This is a genomic window from Geobacillus kaustophilus, from assembly GCF_000948285.1.
In the GTDB taxonomy this organism is placed as follows: Bacteria; Bacillota; Bacilli; order Bacillales; family Anoxybacillaceae; genus Geobacillus; species Geobacillus thermoleovorans_A.
In genome coordinates, this window is the sequence record NZ_JYBP01000003.1 from 1337939 (window position 1) to 1356615 (window position 18677).

The window sequence follows — 18677 nt, forward strand, 5'->3', positions numbered from 1 at the left end:
CTCCGCCCTTGGCGAAACGCCTTTTCTTCTATTCTTCCACTTCTTTTTTCCATAGGCCGACCATCAGCGCTGTCACGATCGAGCCGATCAAAATCGCAAGAAGGTAAAGCCATGCGCTGCCTTTGACGATCGGGATGACAAAAATCCCACCGTGCGGCGCCGGCAAACCGATATGGAACAACATCGTCAACGCGCCAGCGACAGCCGAACCGACGATAATGGACGGAATCACCCGCACCGGATCAGCCGCGGCAAACGGAATCGCTCCCTCGGTAATGAACGAAGCGCCCATGATGTAGCACGTTTTTCCCGCTTCCCTCTCGGCTTTCGTGAATTTCTTTTTAAAGAACGTCGTCGCCAGCGCCAATCCAAGCGGCGGCACCATCCCGCCGGCCATAATCGCCGCATGCGGCGCAAAGTTGCCCGCTTCAATCATCGCCAATCCAAACGTATACGCCGCTTTGTTGATCGGTCCGCCCATATCGACCGCCATCATGCCGCCCAACACCGCGCCAAGCAGCACTAAGTTTGCGGTTCCCATGCCTTCGAGCCAATGTTTCAGCCCTTCGTTCAACGCTTTGACTGGGTCGATGACAATGTACATCATAATGCCCCCGGTAAGGAAAATGCCAAACAACGGATACAACAACACGGGTTTAATGCCTTCAAGCGACTGCGGCAAGCGGCTGAATAGTTTCCGCAGCCCGACGACCAAATACCCAGCCAAAAAGCCGGCGATCAACCCGCCCAAAAAGCCGGCTCCGCCGTTCGCCGCCATAAAGCCGCCGACCATCCCTGGCGCAAACCCCGGCCGGTCAGCAATGCTCATCGCGATAAATGCGGCCAGCACGGGAACCATTAAAGCGAACGCATTGCCGCCGCCAATGTCCATTAACAGTTTGGCAAACGGATGGTACGACGGATCTCTCGGATCAAACGCCTTAATGCCAAACGTGAAGGAAAGCGCGATCAAAATCCCGCCGCCGACGACAAACGGAAGCATATTCGACACACCGTTCATCAAATGCTTGTAAAAACCAAGGCGCGGTTTCGCCGCTCCAACGCTTCCCTGTGAAACGCCACTGGCCCGATAAATCGGCGCATCTTGGCGCAGCGCCTGCTCAATCAGTTTTTCCGGCTGGCGGATCGCCTGAGCAACCGGCACTTGAATGACATGTTTGCCGTCAAAGCGATCTATATCGACTTGTTTATCAGCCGCCACAATGATCGCCGTCGCTTCTTCGATTTCTTGCGCCGTCAGGGCATTTTTCACCCCATCGGAACCGTTTGTCTCGACTTTGATGGATACACCCATTTCCGCCGCTTTCGCTTTCAGCGCATCAGCGGCCATATACGTATGAGCGATTCCTGTCGGACAAGCGGTCACCGCCAGCACTTTCCGTCCGCCGCCGGATGACGCGCCTTGCGACGACGGCGCTTCCTCTTTGTCCTCTTTCTCTTTGAACAAACGGAGGATCTCCTCTTCGTCCGAAGCATTTTCCAACCGGGCGCGGAACGAGGCATCCATCAACAGCGACGATAGTTTCGCCAATGCCTGCAAATGCGTCTGTTCCCCGCCTTCCGGGGCCGCGATCATGAAAAACAAATGGCTTGGCTTGCCATCCAGCGACTCGTAATCAATGCCGGCAGCCGAACGGCCAAACGCCACCGCCGGGCGCTTGACCGCCGCCGTTTTCGCATGCGGGATGGCGATGCCATCTCCAACGCCGGTCGTGCTTTGTTTTTCACGCGCCCAAATCGCCCGCTTGAACGCCTCAACATCGCTGACCGCCCCCGCCTCGGCGAGTTTCGTGGCCAACTCTTCAATCACTTCCTCTTTTGTCTTTGCCCGAAGTTCAAGAATCATCGTTTCCTTTGTTAACAAATCAATGACGTTCATCTATACGTCCCCCCTTTATTTCGATCCCGTCGCCCTTGGCGCCCCTTTTCGGGGGGTGGTCAAGGACGAATTCGGCTCCGGGAATGCCCCGTAATGCTCAATGGGATGAGCCTTGTGAAGTTTTCATAGAACTTTTGACACTTCCTATTTCTACCTATAAACGCTCGACACGGACGCGTTCAACGAGCGCTTCCACTTCCTCTTTCGTGCATAAGTCTTCCGAAAACGCAGTCGCGCTTCCGGCGGCAACACTGTAAGCGAACGCTTCCTCAATGGACGTTCCGTTCGCCCAGGCGGCCAAAAATCCGGCGACCATCGAATCGCCCGCCCCGACGGAATTTTTCACCGTTCCTTGCGGCGCTTCGGCAAACAGCGTTGCTTCCCGGCTGAAGTAAAACGCTCCCGCGCCGCCCATCGAGACGATGAGATGCTCTACTCCTCTTTCAACCAACCGGCGGCCATAGGGGATGATTTCTTCTTTCGTCAGCACAGCGGCGCCAAACAGTTGGGCAAGCTCATGATGGTTCGGCTTGGCCAGAAACGGACGGCAAGCAAGCAGCGCCTCAAGCGCCGGGCCGCTCGTATCAACGACAAGGCGAACGCGCCGTTTCACCGCTGGAGCCGCCAGCTGCTCATATACATCCGCCGGCAGCGACATCGGCGCGCTTCCAGCGAGCACAAGCACATCGCCAGCTGAAAGCGCTCCGATTTTCTCCATCAATTGCGCCGCATCGTCACCCGCAATCACCGGGCCTTCGCCGTTAATTTCCGTCTCCCGTCCGGCTTTGAGTTTGACGTTAATGCGTGTTTGCCCCAGGACATGAACAAAATCGCAGGCAATGCCTTCGTTCCGAAGCTCGCTTTCAATGAACCCGCCGGTAAATCCGCCGACGAATCCAAGCGCCGTACTGTCAACACCCAAACGCTTCAGCACGCGCGATACGTTGATACCTTTCCCACCCGGGAATGTGAACGTTTTCACCGAACGATTCAGTTCGCCAACATGAAGCTCATCGAGATGAACGATATAATCAACAGATGGATTCAACGTACATGTGTAAATCACGGAGCCACAACCTCTACTGTTGTTTTTGTTCGATACAATTCTTTCCACTCTTCATCCAATTCATCGGTGATCAGCACCGCTTCGTGCAAATCCGCAATTTTCGCGAACGCGCTTTCATTCAACTTCGAATGGTCAGCGAGCACATACGTGCGTTGCGCCAGCTGCATCGCCGTATATTTCACCAGCGCCTCTTCCGGGTCCGGCGTCGTATAACCGTAGTCGTAATGAACACCGTTCGCGCCGATGAAACATTGGTCGAAGCGGTACTGCCGCAGCGACTCGATGGCGCCGCGCCCGATCAATGCCTTCGTTTTCGGCTTGATCATGCCGCCGATCAAATACGTAGCCACATTGTGCTCAAGCAGCCGCTCGACGTGCATCACGCCGTTCGTGACAACGATGACCTCTTTGTCAGCCAAATGCGGAATCATTTCCCACGTTGTCGTCCCCGCATCCAAATAGATGCAGTTTCCTTTTTGTACCAAACTGGCTGCATAAGCGGCGATCCGCCGTTTTTCTTCGATATATTTCAGCGATTTTTCCGATACGCTTAGCTCTTCGCGCTTCTGCTGCAACAAGGCCGCCCCGCCGTGCACACGGCGCAGTTTCTTTTCGTTTTCAAGCTGCGTCAAATCGCGGCGAATCGTCGACTCCGACGCCCCGGTCGCCTCTACGAGCTCCTGCAGCTTGATGACTCCTTTTTGCGCCAGCAGCTCCAAAATGAGGCGGTGGCGTTCTTCGGTCAGCACGTTCCCACCTCCGATCATCGGGGATATCGATTACAACTCTATCATATCCCAAGATAGTAAAAAAATCAATCAAAAACATTCATTTTCTATCAATATAATTCAAAAAAGGAGAAAAATCATTCAAAAACATTCAAAACCAAAATAAAAAACACTTGCCATCGGCAAGTGCCTTCTTTCACTTAATTCAGTTGCTCCATCTCGGCAAGCGGCAAATAATGCTTCCGCACAAACGCGATAAACTTCGCCGCATACACCGGATCAAACTGCGTCCCAGCGCAGCGCTCGATTTCCTCAAGCGCCTCTTCAAACGTTTTCGTCGGCTGGTACGGCCGCTCGGTTGTCATAGCGTCAAACGAGTCGATAATACACAAAATGCGGGCCAGTTTCGGGATTTCTTCTCCTTTCAGCCCGTACGGATACCCTTTCCCATCATATCGTTCGTGGTGCAGCTCGACAAGCGGAAGCAAATCATCAAACCGCTTCTCCGCCGCCACAATCTCGCGCCCCCACGTCACGTGCTTTTTGATGATCTCCCATTCATGTTTCTCCAACTTTCCCCGCTTATTTAAAATATCGCGCGGCACTTCGATTTTGCCAATATCATGGATGAGCGCCCCTAGAACGAGCGTCTGTCGTTCATGGTCGGTCAACTCATCAAGACGGCTGCCAAATTCGAGTGCATATTTAAATACCCGTTTGCTATGGCGGTATGTATAGACATCTTTGGAAAGAAAAAATTTCACTTGCTGCTCGAGCGCTTCCAAATCTTGCTTGAAGCGAATCTCGTCCAAACTCATATTATGTTTATCATACAGCTGAACGTTGTTTTTCCCTTGCGCCTTCGCGTAATAAAGAGCCTGATCAGCACGGTGGATGAGCTCATCGCTTTCATGCATATCCTTTTCCATCTCAGCGATGCCGCACGAAAACGACAGGCAGCGATACGGAATATGCTCGACGCCTTCAAAATATGTATCGTTCACTTCTTTGCGCAGTCGGTTTAAAAACGCGTACGCGTCTTCTTTCGTCGTGTTGGGCATTAAAATGGCAAACTCTTCTCCGCCATAGCGGGCGACCGTGAAGCTTGTCCCTTCCACCGCTTTTTGCAACAACTTCCCAAAAAAAGCCAAAAGACGATCTCCTTGCAAATGGCCGTTCCGGTCGTTGTATTTTTTAAAGTCGTCCAAATCGAGAAACGCCAACGTCAGCGGTTGCTTCAACATCTTGCAGTCGGAAAACTGCTCCTTGAGCGTTTCTTTAAAGAAGCCGTGGTTGTAAAGGCCGGTGAGGTGGTCTTTGTTAGCTCGATTAGACACCAATTGATATAATTCCAAAAACTTCCTAAAAACAATCGATAATATCGTTACTAAAATAATAAATAAGGACAAGCCAAAATATTTCTCTTCCGACAACAAAATGGCTAAAACCATTGAAAGAAGCAATGTTACTGAATAACCAACACATGCCTCTTTTAAGACTCCCAACTCCAGAGCACCTTTAAATACTTGGCCAATAAAATAGAAGAAAAGAAAAATTAATAATACATTAATACTAAAATAAACTAGCAAACTAATCAAATAAGGGAATAAATGATGGACATTTATCTTCCCAATATCCCCATTGAAGAATAAAAATGAGTAATAGGCACCTGATATCATCAAACAATACATTGAGAAATTAAATAAATGTCTCCATGCAGACATTCGTTGATTACGATACAATTCTATCACACTAAAAATAAAAAGGACCTGTAACGCAAAGTTCAATCCATATAAGAACAAAGTAGCCAAGTAAACAGCAGAATCCATTGAAAAAGAATTAGCTTTAGGGGGCAAGATAATGGGAAAAAGATTCAACAAAACGACAGAACCAGTCAATATATATACTAAAACCCAATCTTTTAAAGATTGAGAATGGATATCAACCTCTGTAGCAAATATATACATCCCTAAAAGAGAGACAATAACAGTATATAATTTTTCTTTATTTTTTAATAGTTCAAAAAACATACAAAATCACTCTCAGCTAAAAAAAATTTTAAAGAAGGAGTATCGCCTCCCTCTTTTTAGATCAAAAATTATTTTCTACTCAATGAGTTTAAACCCCGACGTCAACGCCACAACCACCGAACCAAGGATGAACAAATTGATCAACACTTGTTTTACTTTGACTTTCATGTCCTTTTCCCCCTTAAAAATTAGTTTATTGATTCGCAGGAGCGGCCGTTGTTTCGTTCTCAGCATCGTCTGCTCCATGCCGCGGTGCACTGAGCATGAGATGCTGGATGAACAAGAACGCCCCTACGTTCATCACAACGTCGCCGATGCTTATGACTTGCTGACGCGGATACGGCGGGGACAGCGGAATGATGTCGCCGAGAAACGGCAAGAGCGTCTCAGATGTGATCGCCTGATGCTTGCCGTACATACCGGCTTTCAACGCTTCGATGTATTCGCGGCCGAGAAATTGGGCGGCTTCGATCGACACCGGCATCCGTCCGCCGTTTAAAGCCATGACGATAAAGTTGAGCAAGACGCCGGCGAAGATGACTGGAAACCCCGGCTGATGGCGGTTGAGCCATAAAAATACAAGCCCGATGATGTAGACGAGAAGGAAAATGCCGTTGCTCATTTTCGCAATCCACGCGACTCGCTCTTGCAGGAAAAAGACCGCAAACTGCACCGCGAGAAGCAACGGAAACAACCACCCGCCGCGCAATTTCATATTGGCCAAACCCTTCAGGCTGCCGCCGCGAAACCAGCCGATCAACAGCGACAAGATGATTCCATCATAAACCATGATGCTGTCCCCTCGTAAACAGAATTTTCTATGTTTTCTAAACCGCTGTCCTCACTTCTATTTTTACCGTTTTTTTCATCTCTTGTAAATAGTCCGTTCGTCCTAACTGCAAACAAATTTTGTCGAGTCTCGTTCAATTATTATCATTTTCGTCATTCTTCTTAAACAGGAAACGACAAAAGCAGCGCGATTTGTATCCATCGCATTATGAAAAAGAGCATCCCCGCGACATACTCCCACCACCTACGCTTCGCTTCGAAGTGAGCGACTTCTTTTGAAATTACGGTTAAACGGTCGATTCGTTGAAACGGCTCGCTGCTTGTGTCCCCCGCTTATTTTTTGGCTATGCCCTGCACAACATGAAAGTCTTCCGTCGGAAAATGATAAAAACGGATTCCTGTCATCGTCAGGAATCCGTTCGCTCTTCATTACCGCTCTGCCCCGCAGCTGCCTCGGCAATGGTCTGCCGCATGGCACGACGCACATGCGCCTTTGGCGCTTTTTTTCACGTGACGGGCAAGCGCCCAGCCAGCGTAGACAAAAATCGCTCCGCCGATCACGAGATTGGCGATCATCGATTCTCTCCCCTTTCATTGATAACCAAGCATATGTCCAAACTGATAGACGATCAACGAAATGACATAAGCAACCGTCAACGCGCAGCCGATTGACAACAGCGTCCATTTCCACGATCCGGTTTCTTTGCGGATCGCCGCCACCGTCGCTAGGCATGGCGTATACAGCAAGACGAACACCATAAAGCTGAACGCCGACAGCGGCGTGAAATGGGAGGCGATCACCTGCTTCAGCCCGTTCGCCTCATGGACATGGTAAATAATATTCATCGTTGACACGACGACTTCTTTCGCTAAAAAGCCGGTGATCAAGGCCGCGCCGGCCTGCCAAGCGCCAAAGCCGAGCGGGGCAAGCAGCGGAGCGAGGAAGCCGCCAATGGCAGCGAGAAAACTGTCATCCATGGCAACGCCAACCCCATGCGGCCCGATATACGTCAACAGCCAAATGGCGACCGAACCGCCGAAAATAAAGGTTCCTGCTTTGCGGATGAATCCTTTCCCTTTTTCCCATGTGCTCCGCCATAGTGTGAGCGCTTGCGGAACGCGGTATGGCGGCAGCTCGATCACAAACAGCGAGCTTTCATTTTTCAATACCGTCGATGAAAACAACTTCGCGAGCCCAAGCGCCACCGCGATGCCGAGCACGTAAAGCGAAAACACGACAAGCGCCTGCTGGCGGGCGAAAAACGTGCCAGCAAACAAGGCGTACACCGGCAAGCGGGCGGAACATGACATGAACGGCAGCGCCAAGATCGTCATGAGCCGCTCTTTCGGCTGCTCGATCGTCCGCGCCGCCATCACTCCGGGAACGTTGCAGCCAAAGCCGATGATCATCGGGATGAACGCCTTTCCGTTTAACCCGATCGCTTCCATCACCCGGTCCATCACCATCGCCACGCGCGCCATGTACCCGGAGTCTTCGAGAATCGAGATGAAAAAGAACAAAATGAAAATTTGCGGCACAAACACCAACACCCCGCCGACCCCAGCAACAACGCCGTCTAAGACGAGCGCCCTGATAAACGGCGACGCTCCTGTCCAATGAAGAAGACGGGACAGCCAATCCGTGAGCGGCCCTGAGAAAAACGCGTCAAGCCGATCGGCAAGCGGCGTTCCAAGCCAGTTAAACGTCAGCATAAACACCACATACATCAGCGCCAAAAAAATCGGCATCCCAACATAGCGGTTTGTTACCACCGCATCGATTTTTTCCGTCCATGTCAACGGCTTGTTCTCAAACGTGATCGCCGCAACGGCGATCCATTCGCGAATCGTGCGGTCACGCGCTTCGTAAAGGCGCTTGGCGAGTTCACCGCCAAGCATCCGTTCAGTGTCGGCGCGGATCGCCAAAAGCCGATCCAAGTCGAGCCGATCGCGCAAATAGGCGGCCATGCGCTCGTTTCCCCCCAGGAACTGCAACGCCACCCATCGTTTGTTTCCAGGCACATCGTCCGGCAGCTGCTCGGCAATGCGCCTGATGGCGCCCTCCACCTCGGCGCCGTAATCGATCGCGATGGCAGAGTGCGGCTTATCTTTTGCCGCCAAAACGGCGCGAACCAATTCGTTCGTTCCTTTTCCGGTTCGGGCGATGACCGGGATAACAGGAACGCCAAGATACTTCGACAGCTTGGCGGCGTCCACTTTCACGCCCCGTTTTTCCGCCACATCGACCATGTTTAGCGCGATGACAACGGGACAGCCGAATTCCAGCAGCTGAACGGTCAAATGCAAATTGCGACGCAGCTGCGACGCATCAACGATATTGACAATCGCTGAGCACGGTTCAGTCAATAAAAAGTCGGTCGCCACTCCTTCATCGCGAGACAGCGGCTGAAGCGAATACACGCCGGGCAAATCGACGACCGGCACCCTGTGCTGGCGAAGCACCCCGACCTTTTTCTCGACCGTCACCCCGCTCCAGTTGCCGACATATTCATAGGAACCGGTTAAGCAGTTAAACAATGACGTTTTGCCGGTGTTCGGATTGCCAAATAGAGCGACATACATTTATCTCACCTCAATCGATGCCGCCTCTTTGCGCCGCAAACCGATCGCCTGCCCATCGACTTCGATCATCACCGGCCCGCCAAACGGCATCGCTGTTTTCAGCCGCACCGCTTTCCCTTCTTTTAAACCAAGGTGAAGAAGACGCTGCTTCAACGCCTCATGTTCAACAGCCAAACGGACAACGACCGCCGTTTCCCCTTTATGCAAATCGGTCAGCACCATCGTGTGTTCCTCCTATTTTTCTGTCCGTCCGATACGCGGGACAATAATGATTCTTTTTCTCAACTCCTGCTTTTATCATAGCACAATCGCCCAAAAAAGGAGTGATTTTTTTCACAGCTCGAATGGCTCAGGCATGTTTTTTCTCCATCACGCCATATTAGTTGAACTTTTCACAAAAATGTATATAATTCCTTGTATATCTTTCCGATCTATCAAAGGAGGAGAAACTGATGAACACACTGGGAAGAATCAGCAACTTTGTCGGCAACACATTTGCCATCTGGGTGTTTTTGTTCGGCGCGTTCGCCTTTTTTGTTCCAGACGCATTTACATGGATCGCACCGTATATCGTTCCGCTTTTAGGCATCGTCATGTTCGGCATGGGATTGACGCTGTCAGCAAATGATTTCAAAGAAGTATTCAAGCGTCCGCTTGATGTGTTGATCGGCGTCGTTGCCCAGTTTCTGATCATGCCGCTTGTCGCGTTTTTGCTCGCTTACTTTTTGCCGGTTTCGCGTGAAGTGGCGCTCGGCATTATTTTAGTCGGCTGCTGCCCGGGCGGAACGGCGTCCAACGTCATGACGTATTTGGCGAAAGGAGATACGGCGCTGTCGGTCGCCGTCACTTCTGTTTCTACGATTTTAGCGCCGATTTTGACTCCTTCGTTAATCTTGCTTTTAGCCGGAAAATGGCTGTCCGTATCGGCCGCAGCCTTGTTTTGGTCGATCGTCAAAGTCGTGCTGATTCCGATTCTTTTAGGGCTCATCGCCCAGGTGCTGTTCCAAAAGCAAGTAAAAGCGTGCATCCCGGCGCTGCCGCTCGTTTCTGTCATCGCCATCGTTGCCATCGTCACCGCCGTCGTCGGGCAAAACCAAGCGGCCATTGCCAAAAGCGGATTTCTGATTTTTCTTATTGTCGTTGTTCATAACGGATTGGGCTTGCTGCTTGGGTATTGGTTTGCCAAACTGTTTCGCCTGTCGCCGCCAAAACAAAAGGCGATTTCCATCGAAGTTGGCATGCAAAACTCCGGGCTTGGTGCGGCCTTAGCGACCGCCCATTTTTCGCCGCTCGCCGCGGTTCCGAGCGCCATTTTCAGCGTCTGGCACAATATTTCCGGTCCGATTGTCGCAACATACTTCCGCAAACAAGCGGACAGCCAGGCGGTGGATGAACAAACAATTTCCGCTTGACCTCTCTCATGCTTTGTCTAGCAGCAAGGAAAAAGCTGTCTCCCGAAATAAACGACCGTCTTTCGGAGGCAGCTTTTTTTGCCTATCATCACTCCTATTTCTCCACTCCCGAGCGATCAGGTACTCTTTGGAAACAAAAAGAGGCGGACATCCGCCTTCAACCTCATTTCACAGCGTCCCTTCAAGCGGAAACACCATCCGCCCGGCCAGTTCAGGGAAATCGATGAACGGATTGCGGTTGCCTTGGATGAAAAAAATCGCGCTGTTGCGATGATGTTCATACACTGTCGGCGGAAATTGTTCGTGCCAACGGACAAGGAGCGGAATATCGATTTTGCGCCGAAACGACTTCGCGATCGCCTTCGGGTAGCGAAGCAAAAAATACAGCATCGCCCTTGCAGCCGTCCCTTTGCCGTATTCCGGCTCGAAATAGCCATTATGAACGACGCCGCAGCGGTTTTGAACTTGCTCGTCGGGGTCTTCCGGATTGTAAAACGGAAAATCCGCGTACGGAAAATTCGCCCGCATCATGTTGCACTCCGGCTGGCAAACGAATAAGTGATGCAAGTCGCCTTTCATCGGTTCGCGGGCGCCAAACCACGACTGCGGCACGACATGTTCGGCATTGAATTTCCATTGCTGCTCGATCGTTTTCACCCGCTCGCGCACATCGCCCAATCCATGCTTCGTTTTTTTCAACATTTGGCGAAACTCTTCATAGCGCCGCTTCATCGTTTCCACATCTTGGACGATCAACGTTTTCGGATCTTTTCGCTCGCCGGAGTACAGGCTCCGCACCGTTCCGTCGGGGTGCAAGTCGACCCATGTGTACAAATATTCGTCCTTGCTGAAAAAATACGGCAGCCGCCGCTTATGGGTGCGCGCCACCAGTTCGTGATAGCGGACAAACAACATCAATCCATCCCCTTCAAGCGGCAGATGGCGGTAATACCGTTCGCGCGCCCGTTCGTCCTCATCAGCGCGATAATACGCGTCCTCTGTGGCAAGCCGCTCGTTCAGCTGCTCCAGCTGTTCCGCCGCATCTTCCGCCTGCCATTGGCTGAGCTCGTCAAGCCGCCGTTCCGCCTCCCCCATCGCCGTTCCCTCTCTTCCTTTTTTTCTTTTAGTTTACCATGGAAAGAGGGGAGGACGGCAACGGCGCTAATGCAAAAGAAATGACGCAGCGCCGAACAAAACGGCGGCGATGCCGGCGGCGATCAACGATGGGATCAACTTCGTGCGCGCGTATTCCATCACCGGCAAATCCAAAATGGTGCAAAGCGTCACCGTATTGTCGCTGAGCGGCGAGGCGAACGCCCCGAACGTCCCGCTCGCAAACACAGCGCCGATGACCGGCAAAATGTTTGTTCCCGCCTGACTCGCGAGCGTCACGCCAAGCGGCATCAACATCCCCCACGTCCCCCATGACGAGCCGATGAAGTAGGAAATGATGGCGCCAAGCAAAAACAAAATCGGGGCAACAAAAAACGGTGGAATCCATTGTTTGACGTGGCCCGTAATGTATTGCGAAAACCCTAAGTCCTCAGCCACAGCCGACAGCGCCCAAATGAGCGCCAGCATTAAAATGACGGAAATGAGCTCATTGCCGCCTTTGACAAAATGCGTCAACAAATCGTTCAATTTAAATCGTTGCCAAAGGAAGAAAGCGACCGTAATGATAACGGTAAACAAAAGCGCCTCCAACATCGCCCCGAGCGCATCGCTCTGCAAAAACGCCTCCCAAAACGTCCTTGCCCCCCGGTGGCCGTCCCACCAGCTTAAAAACAGTGTCAACACAAGCACGATGGAAAGCGGAACGATCAAATTCCACGGCTTGACCGGCGTTTCTTTTTGATAGGCGCGCGGGCATGTCTGCATCGCGTCTCCTTCTTCTCCTTGCGCCTCGTTCGGCTCGCCGCCATCCAGCCGCCGTTCTTCCGCCATTTCGAGCGCCAACCGCTCGTTCCAGCTCCGAATCGGCGCCTCTTTCCGCGCTTCGCTTGCCGCCGCTTGCTTTTTGCGCGAATAGACAAAAAAACTGTAGTAGAGCCCGACAGCAATAATGGCATACGAGAAAAAGTTGAACGGAATGCTTCGGACGTACACGATGTACGGCTCCGCGCCGATGCCCGACGTATCGAGCGCCTTGTCGATAACCGATACCATGTAGCCGACAAACGCGGTGGCGATCGGGATGAGCGCGACAACGGGGTTCGATGTCACCTCAATGGCAAACCCGATTTGCTGGGACGACAGCCCAAGCCGTTTGCGCAGCGCCTTCATGATCGGCGCGACGGTGACGATGCGAAAATCGGGATCGCTGAACGTGACCATCGTCGAAATCCACGTCAGCATCATGGCGGTTTTGGCCGATTTCACTTTTTTGCTGACGAGATGGACGAATCCTTTAATTCCGCCGGTGTATTTGATCATGCTGACAAGACCGGCGAACACATACAAGAAAATAATGATGCGAATGTTGTTCGTCTGCATCAAGTTGTCGACGACGTAATGAAGCATCGTCCGCAGCCCGCCGAGCAAGGACGGCGTCATGAGATAACTGCCGACCAACAGCCCGACAAACAACCCGGGGATGACTTGTTTCGTCCAAATCGAAATCGGGATGACGACGAAAAATGGCAAGAGAGCTTTCCACGACGGTTCCATTGGGCATTCACTCCTTTCTTTAAAAAGTATGGCGATTGTTTTCCTTTTCTATGCAATCGGCCATTGATCTTCCCTAACAAACTGGGAGACGAGTCCACACACAAAAAAACGCGGCGCATAATGGCACGCGTCTACGAAACCGCTTTCCCACAAAATAAAAAGCTGCCGATTAGACAGCTTTGACCGTCCTGCTTCGCGTTGCCGAAGGCAGCGCCAACAAGTGGAGCGTCACTTCCGGCTTCGAGCCGATCCGGATGTTCACCCCGGTTTGCCCAAGCCCTTCATTAATGTAGAACGGTTTTCCGTCCCATTCATGATACCCTTTGATCATGTTCCGTTCGGTGAGCGTTTTGCTCATTTTTGCCAAATGATATGGCTTCGGCCAATGAATTTGCCCACCGTGGAAATGGCCGGACAACAAGTAGTCAAAATGATAGTCTTTCATATGCGGAACGATGTCCGGATCATGCGTCAACACGAGGTTGATGCCGTCTCTCACGCCCGCATACGCCTTTTCGATGTCGCTGCGCCCTGTGTAGAAGTCATCGATGCCAATGATATTGACGGTTTGACCGTTGATGGTGATCGTTTTCGTCTCGTTTTGCAAGACGACGCAGCCGTGCGCCTCCAGCGTCGCCTTCAAACGCGCGAACGGCTCGCCTTGCAGCACGTAATCGTGGTTGCCAAACACGGCGTACATGCCATATGTCGGATTTAACTGTTTCAACGCCGTCAAATACGGGCCGAGTTTGGCGATGCTCTCCTCGCGATCCAGAAAGTCGCCGGTTAACGCGATCAAATCAATCAGTTCTTCTTTCAACTTTTCGTATAAATCATTTGGGGAAATCGACAGTTTTTCCAGATGCAAGTCAGACAGCTGCAAAATCCGAATGGCTCCGTCTCCATCCTCTGAACAGCCGACTTGAACTTTATGCAAAACCGCTTCGTACGTATTGCGATGAGCTTTGCGAATGGCCAAAGCAAGCAATAACAAGATTGCAAGAAAAACAAAAAAGAATGTCATCGTCTTCTCTCCTCCCTCGATACCCATTATAGTGAAATGGAGAAGAGAAGAAAGAGGGAGTTAGTGGATGAGATGGCAGCCGTACAACGAAAACAATTTTCTCTTCGACATCAACAAATATTTCGGCGGCCGGCTAAGCGGCGACACGCGAAACTTCGCCACGGCCATAAGCGGCAGAAGTGACGCTGTCTTGAACTAACGGTACAGCGGATTGACAATATCTACTGTTTCAAATCCGAGCCGTTCGCATCCTTGTATTATGCGGCACAAACGAACAGCTATATGAGCGGTTGAGGAAGAAAAACCATCCGCGCCTTCTCCCTCTCCGTTATATTACATCTCCCAAGGCAATGAGCGCCCTTTATGATGAGGTCGATTTTGTGCTCACGAAGCCGGGCGATGTCACCCTAAGTGAATGCCTCCGCAAGCGAAAACCGGCATTCATTTACGCCATGTTGCCGGGACAAGAGGAAATGAACTTCCGCCTCTTATGCAACGACGGGCTTATTTTCGATTTCCGCCATTGGCGGTCGCTGCCGTCGCTGTCGGAAGCCATTGTCTCCGTCCTCCGTTCGCCGGCGCTTGCCCGCTGTCTTGCCAGGGTCGATGAATACCATCGCGCCCTTTCGGCCACCGACCCAGCGCTTGCCCTGTACGAGCGGTTTTTAGCCGCCGTTCCGGCTGATCAAGCGCCGCAGCGGTTTCTTGAGATGCTAGGAGAAAACGTGCCTTGAAGGGAGATTTGCTTCTTGCATCGCAAGGCGTTTAGAGCGAAAAGAACGCCATGAACAACAAAACGCGCCAGCCTTCATGCTCACATGAGGCAGGCGCCATTTAGCGGCGGGTGCTGACGGTGACAAATACGAACTTGTCATACCGATGGCGAGAAAACGAATATTCGAACGGCTCTCCATTGTTCAAAAAACCAACCTGCTCCAATTCCAACACCGGATCGTCGGGCGCGCATTGCAAGTATTGACGATCAAGCTCATTCGGCTTATCCGCGCGGATCTTTCGGTGCGACCCCCCAATCGTTAAGCCGAGCTCCTGAGTGATGTAACGATAAATCGAACCATGAAGCACCGTTTCATTGAGTCCTGAAATCAAATGGACGGGCATATACGTCCGTTCAATGACGTACGGCTCCCCATCGACATTGCGCAGCCGGATTAAGTGGTACACCGGTGTGTTCATGTCGATGCACAAATGGGCCGCTACTTCATCGGATGGAAACAATACTTCGAACGTAATGATTTTGCTTGTCACCTTTCGCCCCTTCAATAAACTCGTCAAGCCAAGTGTTTCGTTGCTGACAACGTTGACAAGCCCGTCAAGCATGGCCGATTTGACAATAAACGTGCCATGGCCGCGCTTTCGATACAACAGCCCTTCGGATACGAGCACATCAAGCGCTCGTTTCACGGTCATCCGGCTGCAGCCAAACTCCTCGGCGAGCGAGATTTCATCAGGAATCGGCTCATCTGGGGAATACACTCCCTCTTTAATTCGTCTACGTATTTCGTTAGAAATTTGCTCATATTTCGGCATCGTTTTCATCCCTCGCCATTTGTCTTATTTTCATTGTACGAACAATCATCTGGTTGTACAATAGCCAATGTGGCTTTCTCCTTCACTGCTCTCGCCTCGCCGTCCTGTTTTCCCGACCGACAAAAAGCGCCCCGCTGCCCGGGACGCCTTTTCTTTCACTTAAAATCCATTGTTTTCCGCCACTGTTTTCAACCAGTAGCCGCTCTTTTTGATCGTCCGTTTCAAATGATTGTCCAGGTCAACAGCGACCAATCCGTACCGGTTTTTATAGGCATTGGTCCACGACCAGTTGTCCATGAACGTCCAAAGGTGATAGCCTTTCACATTGGCTCCTTCTTCGATGGCGCGATGCACCCATTTTAAATGCTCGCGAATGAATTCAATCCGATAATCGTCATGAATCATGCCGTTTTCATCACGGAACCGTTCTTCCCCTTCGACGCCCATACCGTTTTCGGAAATAAAGCACTCAATGTTTCCATAGTTTTCCTTGATATTGATTAAAATATCATAAATGCCTTTTTCATAAATTTCCCAACCGCGATACGGGTTCATTTTCCGCCCCGGCATGGCATAATAATCGAAGAACCGTTCCGGCAAAAACGGGGCGTCTAGATTCGGCATATGTTCCTTCGCCTTGACGCGGCGCGGCTGATAGTAGTTGATGCCAAGCAAATCAATCGTATTTTCTTTGATGAGTTCGCGATCGTTAGCTTCCGTCACGGGCAAAAAGCCGTGTTCAGCCAACAGCTCAATCAAATCTTGCGGGTACTCTCCTTTCACCGCGGGATCGAGGAAGCTGCGGTTAAACAACAAATCAGCAATATGCGCCGCTTTCACATCAGCCGGATGTTGGCTGCGCGGATAAGACGGCGTTAAATTCAAAATAATGCCGATTTTTCCGCCTGGTATCGCTGCTTTGCGGAAGGCGGCAACCGCTTTGGCATGGGCGATCATCGTATGGTAAGCCACCTGCACGGCGCGGCGAAAGTCAACTACATTCGGATAGTGGAAATCATACAAATACCCGCCTTCTACGGGGACAATGGGTTCATTGTGCGTAAACCATTTTTTCACCCGATCGCCAAACAGTCGAAAACAAAGGCTGGCATAGCGAGCATAAGCATCGATAACCTCGCGATTTTCCCATCCTCCAATGTTTTGCATCGCCAGCGGCATATCAAAATGGTATAAATTTATAAAAGGTTCAATCCCGTTTGCCAGCAATTCATCGATGACCGCGTTGTAAAACCGCACCGCCTCTGGATTGACCTCACCGGCCCCATCCGGAATCAAACGCGACCATGAAATAGAAAACCGAAATGAATTATGGCCGATCTCCTTCATTAAAGCAATATCCTCTTTGTAGCGATGATAAAAATCGGATGTCACTTCTGGGCCGACGCCATGAAAAAAGCGATGAGGCTCTTGTTCATACCAATGATCCCAAATGTTCTTCCCTTTCCCGCCTTCGTTTGCCGCTCCTTCGATTTGCGTCGCGGATGTCGCACTTCCCCACCAAAATCCGGCAGGGAAGCGATAGGTGATTGGTTGCTTCGATTGTTGTTCCATCGTGATTCACCCCGTTTGCTGTATCGTTATGATGCGCTTTTCGTGGCGGCTTGTTCCTCTTCTCTCTCCTTTTGCAAGTTCATCCGGTCAATGAATTTTAAGAACGGGAACCAAATGACAAGCACAATCAAGAAGTTGACCACTTGCAGCAATCCGCCGGCCAGCGAGTTCGTCGCCATAATGCCGTTGATGAAAATCGGCACCGTCCATGGCACTGCTACACCGTTGGGCGGCGGCACAAGGCCTGAGGACATCGCCAAATACGTCACCAACGTGACGACCATCGGCGCCAAAATCCACGGGACGATGACGAGCGGATTCATCACGACCGGCAAACCGAAAATAATCGGCTCATTGACGTTAAAGATTCCCGGTCCGAGCCCGAGCTTGGCCACCTGCTTCATTTGCTTGCTCTTCATAAAGAGCAAGATGGCAAAAATGACAGCAAGCGTCATTCCCGTTCCGCCCATGCCAACCGTGTAAATTTCAATGAACTGTTTGCTGACGACATGCGGAACTTCCCCCGTTTTCGTATACGCATTTAAGTTTTCGAGCGACAGTGTGTTCCAAATCGGATCCATCACCGAGTTGATGATGATTTGCCCGTGGAGGCCAAAAAACCATAAAATTTGCGTGACAAAAATCGCGATGAGCGTTGGAACAATGCCGCTTCCCAGCCCAACAAGCGGAGCCTGCACTGCGTTGTAAATGACATCATGCATGTTTGTTTTAAAAATTTGTGTTACAATGATATTGACGACGAGGAAGAAGGTCAGGGTGACCACCGCCGGAATCAACGCCGCAAACGACTTCGCAACCGCCGGCGGCACCCCGGACGGCATTTTGATTGTAATATTTTTTTGCACAATCTTCCGGTAAATTTCCCCAGCGACAAATGCGGTAATCATGCCAAGAAACATCCCTTTCGCCCCTAGGCGGTCGAGTGGGATGACTCCTTGCACAGCCTCTTTCCCTTCAACCTGCAAAACGAATGGCGTCAACAAGAGAAAAGAAGCTAAAGCGATCGCACCGCCGAAAATCCCTTCGACTTCATAACTTTTCGATAAATAGTAGCCAATGCCAAACACGACGAAAATCGTCATCACGCCCATTGTTGCATTTGGTGCAACACCGAGCATCTCTTTGAGCGTATTGAGGCTGTTTTCACCCATCACCTTGTCCAAAAACGGCAAGTTGGCGATGACGACCGCGATCGAACCGAAAATCGTCAACGGAAACGCCAACATAAACGCGTCGCGCAACACTTGCAAATAACGGCTATTGTTCAACTTTCCTGCGATCGGAACGAGCACTTTGCTTAATTTTTCAAATAATGTTTGGTTCATCAAGCAGCCCCC

Annotated in this window: 16 protein-coding genes; 2 read left to right on the forward strand and 14 right to left on the reverse strand. The window is 51.0% G+C overall.

All coding sequences use genetic code 11. The features are described 5' to 3' along the window. Positions 1-28 precede the first annotated feature (28 nt). From LG52_RS07190 to LG52_RS07220, 8 genes are all read right to left on the reverse strand, one after another. On the reverse strand, positions 29-1900 hold the full coding sequence (locus LG52_RS07190; protein WP_044731410.1) for a PTS fructose transporter subunit IIABC: 1872 nt from the start codon (positions 1898-1900) through the stop codon (positions 29-31). A gap of 154 nt (positions 1901-2054) precedes the next feature. Beyond that, complete coding sequence (gene pfkB / locus LG52_RS07195) at positions 2055-2966, reverse strand: 1-phosphofructokinase (protein WP_044731411.1); 912 nt, start codon at positions 2964-2966, stop codon at positions 2055-2057. Further along, positions 2963-3715, reverse strand: coding sequence for a DeoR/GlpR family DNA-binding transcription regulator (locus LG52_RS07200; protein ID WP_044731412.1), 753 nt, complete (start codon positions 3713-3715; stop codon positions 2963-2965). Before LG52_RS07200 ends, pfkB begins: the two co-directional genes overlap by 4 nt. Positions 3716-3894: 179 nt before the next feature. Beyond that, positions 3895-5661 (reverse strand): diguanylate cyclase, encoded by a 1767-nt coding sequence (locus LG52_RS07205; RefSeq protein ID WP_407059899.1) that lies wholly within the window; start codon positions 5659-5661, stop codon positions 3895-3897. A 256-nt stretch (positions 5662-5917) separates the two neighbouring features. Further along, positions 5918-6514, reverse strand: coding sequence for a DUF5317 domain-containing protein (locus tag LG52_RS07210; protein WP_044731414.1), 597 nt, complete (start codon positions 6512-6514; stop codon positions 5918-5920). A 428-nt stretch (positions 6515-6942) separates the two neighbouring features. Beyond that, complete coding sequence (locus LG52_RS18850) at positions 6943-7089, reverse strand: FeoB-associated Cys-rich membrane protein (protein WP_075261721.1); 147 nt, start codon at positions 7087-7089, stop codon at positions 6943-6945. 15 nt (positions 7090-7104) lie between these two features. Next, complete coding sequence (gene feoB, locus LG52_RS07215; RefSeq protein WP_044731415.1) at positions 7105-9096, reverse strand: ferrous iron transport protein B; 1992 nt, start codon at positions 9094-9096, stop codon at positions 7105-7107. Then, a complete protein-coding gene (locus tag LG52_RS07220; RefSeq protein WP_044731416.1) occupies positions 9097-9318 on the reverse strand; it encodes a FeoA family protein in 222 nt (73 codons plus the stop codon). A gap of 230 nt (positions 9319-9548) precedes the next feature. On the opposite strand from LG52_RS07220, the gene LG52_RS07225 reads away from it, so the two are divergent. Then, entirely contained in the window at positions 9549-10508 is a 960-nt protein-coding gene (locus LG52_RS07225) for a bile acid:sodium symporter family protein (protein WP_044731417.1), read from the forward strand. 168 nt (positions 10509-10676) lie between these two features. Here LG52_RS07225 and LG52_RS07230 read toward each other — a convergent pair whose 3' ends face one another. The 3 genes from LG52_RS07230 to LG52_RS07240 form a co-directional block, all read right to left on the reverse strand. Then, entirely contained in the window at positions 10677-11603 is a 927-nt protein-coding gene (locus LG52_RS07230; RefSeq protein WP_044731418.1) for an endonuclease I family protein, read from the reverse strand. Between the two features lie 66 nt (positions 11604-11669). Then, entirely contained in the window at positions 11670-13175 is a 1506-nt protein-coding gene (locus tag LG52_RS07235; RefSeq protein ID WP_044731419.1) for a Na+/H+ antiporter NhaC family protein, read from the reverse strand. 169 nt (positions 13176-13344) lie between these two features. Next, positions 13345-14199 (reverse strand): metallophosphoesterase, encoded by an 855-nt coding sequence (locus LG52_RS07240; protein WP_044731420.1) that lies wholly within the window; start codon positions 14197-14199, stop codon positions 13345-13347. Between the two features lie 380 nt (positions 14200-14579). On the opposite strand from LG52_RS07240, the gene LG52_RS07245 reads away from it, so the two are divergent. Then, complete coding sequence (locus LG52_RS07245) at positions 14580-14933, forward strand: hypothetical protein (protein WP_231584433.1); 354 nt, start codon at positions 14580-14582, stop codon at positions 14931-14933. 100 nt (positions 14934-15033) lie between these two features. On the opposite strand, the gene LG52_RS07250 is transcribed toward LG52_RS07245, so the two are convergent. The 3 genes from LG52_RS07250 to celB form a co-directional block, all read right to left on the reverse strand. Further along, on the reverse strand, positions 15034-15747 hold the full coding sequence (locus tag LG52_RS07250) for a GntR family transcriptional regulator (protein ID WP_044731421.1): 714 nt from the start codon (positions 15745-15747) through the stop codon (positions 15034-15036). 159 nt (positions 15748-15906) lie between these two features. Beyond that, a complete protein-coding gene (locus tag LG52_RS07255) occupies positions 15907-17319 on the reverse strand; it encodes a glycoside hydrolase family 1 protein (protein ID WP_044731422.1) in 1413 nt (470 codons plus the stop codon). Between the two features lie 26 nt (positions 17320-17345). After that, complete coding sequence (gene celB, locus LG52_RS07260) at positions 17346-18665, reverse strand: PTS cellobiose transporter subunit IIC (protein ID WP_044731423.1); 1320 nt, start codon at positions 18663-18665, stop codon at positions 17346-17348. Positions 18666-18677 lie beyond the last annotated feature (12 nt).